This window comes from Flavobacterium araucananum (genome assembly GCF_002222055.1).
GTDB lineage: Bacteria > Bacteroidota > Bacteroidia > Flavobacteriales > Flavobacteriaceae > Flavobacterium > Flavobacterium araucananum.
Genome location: NZ_MUGS01000075.1, coordinates 1 through 3,826 on the forward strand (window position 1 = coordinate 1; position 3,826 = coordinate 3,826).

Genomic DNA, 3,826 nt, shown 5'->3' on the forward strand with positions numbered 1-3,826 from the left:
TAAAATTGTTATATTTTTATATATTTGAATAATAAAACTATAGTCTAATGATCTTTTATAGAGAAAACCTTACGAATACAGAATTGTTGGATTTGTACAAAAAACTACTGAAACCTCGTTTAATCGAAGAAAAAATGCTGATCCTGATCCGACAGGGAAAGGTCTCAAAATGGTTTTCAGGAATAGGGCAGGAGGCAGTATCTATAGGTGTTGCAGCTGTTTTGGACGACTCAGAATACATATTGCCAATGCACAGAAATCTGGGTGTTTTTACCTCCAGAAATATTCCGTTGCACCGCCTTTTTTCGCAATGGCAAGGCAAAGCAAACGGCTTTACTAAAGGTAGAGACCGTAGTTTTCATTTTGGAACTCAGGAATACAATATTATAGGAATGATTTCGCATTTGGGACCTCAGTTAGGAATCGCAGATGGAATTGCTCTTGCCAATAAACTTAAAAAAAACAATAAGATTACTGCCGTTTTTACCGGAGAAGGAGCAACCAGCGAAGGCGATTTTCACGAAGCCTTAAATATTGCTGCCGTCTGGAAGTTGCCGGTTATGTTTATTGTCGAAAACAACGGTTACGGACTTTCGACTCCTACAAACGAACAATATTCATGCGAGAACATAGCCGATAAAGGTATAGGATATGGTATTGACAGTTATATCATTGATGGAAATAATGTGGTCGAAATCTACAATAAGCTAAAAAGATTAAAAGAGCACATGCTCGAAGATCCGCATCCGGTTTTATTAGAATTTAAAACCTTTAGAATGCGTGGTCATGAGGAGGCCAGCGGAACAAGTTATGTTCCCGATGAACTGATGAAAACCTGGGCAATACAAGATCCCGTAGATAATTACAGAATGTTTTTGCTCGATGAAGGAATTCTTTCTGAAGAGTATGATACGGAATTAAGAAGTGACATTAAAAAAGAAATTGTCGAAAATTTATTGCTTGCCAATTACGAGCCTGAAATAATTCCTACTTATAGCGGAGAATTAAATGATGTCTATAAATCATATCAATTTGAGGAATTTACACCCGGATCTGAGACAAAAAATGTTCGTTTTATAGATGCCATCAGAAATGGTTTAGAGCAATCTATGTTGCGCCACGAAAATCTGGTTATTATGGGTCAGGATATCGCTGAATATGGTGGTGCTTTTAAAATTACAGATGGATTTGTAGAGTTGTTTGGTAAAGATCGTATTCGTAATACGCCAATTTGCGAAAGTGCTGTTGTTTCTGCCGGAATGGGATTATCCATAAATGGCTATAAAGCAATTGTCGAAATGCAATTTGCTGATTTTGTTTCTACAGGTTTTAACCCGATCGTAAATTTATTGGCAAAATCACATTATCGCTGGGGCGAAAAAGCCGATGTTGTCGTTCGTATGCCTTGTGGTGGCGGTACTCAGGCAGGACCATTTCACTCACAAACCAACGAAGCCTGGTTTACCAAAGCTCCCGGGCTAAAAGTAGTGTATCCCGCATTTCCGTATGATGCAAAAGGTTTATTAAATACTTCGATAAATGATCCTAATCCGGTTTTATTTTTTGAACATAAACAATTGTACCGCAGTGTTTATCAGGATGTACCTACAGATTATTATACCATTCCGTTTGGTAAAGCTGCGCTACTAAAAGAAGGTAGTTCAATTACGATAATTGCATTTGGTGCTCCCGTACATTGGGCCCTGGAAACACTAGCTAAATATCCTGAAATCGAAGCTGATTTAATCGATTTAAGAACTCTGCAACCATTAGACACAGAAACGATCTTTAATTCGGTTAGAAAAACAGGAAAAGTAATTATTTATCAGGAAGACACTTTGTTTGGCGGAATCGCAAGTGATATTTCGGCTTTAATTATGGAAGAATGCTTTGAATATCTGGATGCTCCCGTAAAAAGAGTCGCGAGTTTAGATTCTCCAATTCCGTTTACAAAAGCATTAGAAGACCAATTTTTACCAAAAAATCGTTTTGAAGAAGTTTTATTAGAATTATTGAAATATTGATTACAAATAGCAAATGGTTTTGCATAATGAACATTTTTTTTATCTTTAAACCATTAAAAAATTAACTTATGAAAAAACTATTTGTTTCATTTTTTGCTATCACCTTACTTTTTTCCTGCAATAAAAGCACTAAGTCTAACGCAGATAAAGCTTTAGACGGAAAATTTGATAAGTACAAAGATGGCTTTGTAACTGATTTATGGAAAATTAATCCGGGATGGGCTTCCGGAGTAGGGTATCATAAACTAGACAGTCTTTTGATTGTTCCGGATGCAACCGAAGAAAAAAGACAACTTGATTTTGCAAATGCACAATTAGATTCATTAAAACAATTTAATGCCGAAGATTTGTCTGATAATAACAAAACCGATTTTCAGATGATTAAAAATCAATTGGAAAGCAACATTTTTAATATCAAAGAATCAAAATCTTCTGAGTGGAATCCATCTGAATATAATGTTTGTGGCGCTTTTGCAGAGATTTTAAACGGTAATTATGATACTCCCGAAATTCGTTTGCGCGCTTTTAATGCCAAAATGAATAACGTTCCTGCTTATTATGAAGCAGCCAAAAAAAATATCAAAAACCCAACGCTTGAGCATACAGAACTTGCAATTGCACAAAACCTTGGAGGCTCATCTGTATTTGATGTTGATTTGACTGCTGCACTAGCTAAAAGTAAATTAAGTCCTGCTGAGAAAAAAGAAATGCTGGAGAAAGCAAAAATTGCTAAAAAAGCAATTACANNTTTTAGATTAGGATCAGCATTATATGCTAAAAAATTCAATTTTGACATTCAATCGAGCTATACTGCCGACGAAATTTATAAAATTGCAGTTGATCACAAAAAAGATCTACACGATAAGATGTTTGCTCTTGCTGATAAACTTTGGACTAAATACAAAGGAAATGAAGTAAAACCAACAAACAAATTAGACCTGATCAAACAAGTAATTGATAAAATCTCGTTACAACACACCACTCCTGAGAAGTTTCAATCAGAAATTGAGAAACAAATTCCGGAATTAACGGCGTATGTAAAAGCCAAAGATTTATTATACATCGATCCCTCAAAACCTCTTGTGGTTCGTAAAGAGCCTGCTTACATGGCAGGAGTAGCCGGAGCCTCTATTTCTGCACCCGGACCTTATGATAAAAATGCCAATACATATTATAATGTAGGAAGTATGTCAGGCTGGACAGCTGAAAACGCCGAAAGTTACTTACGCGAATACAATGACTATATCCTTCAGATTTTAAACATTCACGAAGCAGTTCCGGGACATTATACACAATTGGTTTACAGTAATCAGTCGCCAAGTATCATAAAATCTATTTTAGGAAACGGCGCAATGGTTGAAGGCTGGGCCGTTTATGCAGAGAAAATGATGCTGGAAAGTGGTTATAAAAATTCTGACGAAATGTGGTTGATGTACTACAAATGGAATTTGAGAGCAACGTGTAATACTATTTTAGATATTAGTGTTCATACTAAAAACATGTCTAAACAAGCTGCAATAGATTTATTGACCAAAGAAGCTTTTCAACAACAAGCAGAAGCAGACGGAAAATGGAAACGCGTAACGTTATCTCAAGTTCAATTATGTTCTTATTTTACAGGTTATACTGAAATTTATAACTTAAGAGAAGAACTTAAAAAACAAGAAGGGGATAAATTTAACCTGAAAAAATTCCACGAAAAATTCTTAAGTTTTGGAAGTGCTCCGGTAAAATATATCAAAGAATTAATGTTATCTAAAGAGTAAATTTTAAATAGATTTCAATAAAAAAGGTTTGACAAA

General features: G+C 35.2%; 2 protein-coding genes. Both read left to right on the plus strand.

The genetic code is table 11. The annotated features are described in order from the left end of the window. Positions 1 to 47: 47 nt before the first annotated feature. Positions 48 to 2,024, plus strand: coding sequence for an alpha-ketoacid dehydrogenase subunit alpha/beta (locus B0A64_RS23340; protein WP_089481868.1), 1,977 nt, complete (start codon positions 48 to 50; stop codon positions 2,022 to 2,024). A 68-nt stretch (positions 2,025 to 2,092) separates the two neighbouring features. Next, a complete protein-coding gene (locus B0A64_RS23345) occupies positions 2,093 to 3,790 on the plus strand; it encodes a DUF885 domain-containing protein (protein WP_089481869.1) in 1,698 nt (565 codons plus the stop codon). The last annotated feature ends 36 nt before the right edge of the window (positions 3,791 to 3,826 follow it).

Bases quoted from the DNA above. Each gene is read 5' to 3' on its own strand.
- B0A64_RS23340 (WP_089481868.1), top strand. From the start codon at position 48: ATGATCTTTTATAGAGAAAACCTTACGAATACAGAATTGTTGGATTTG.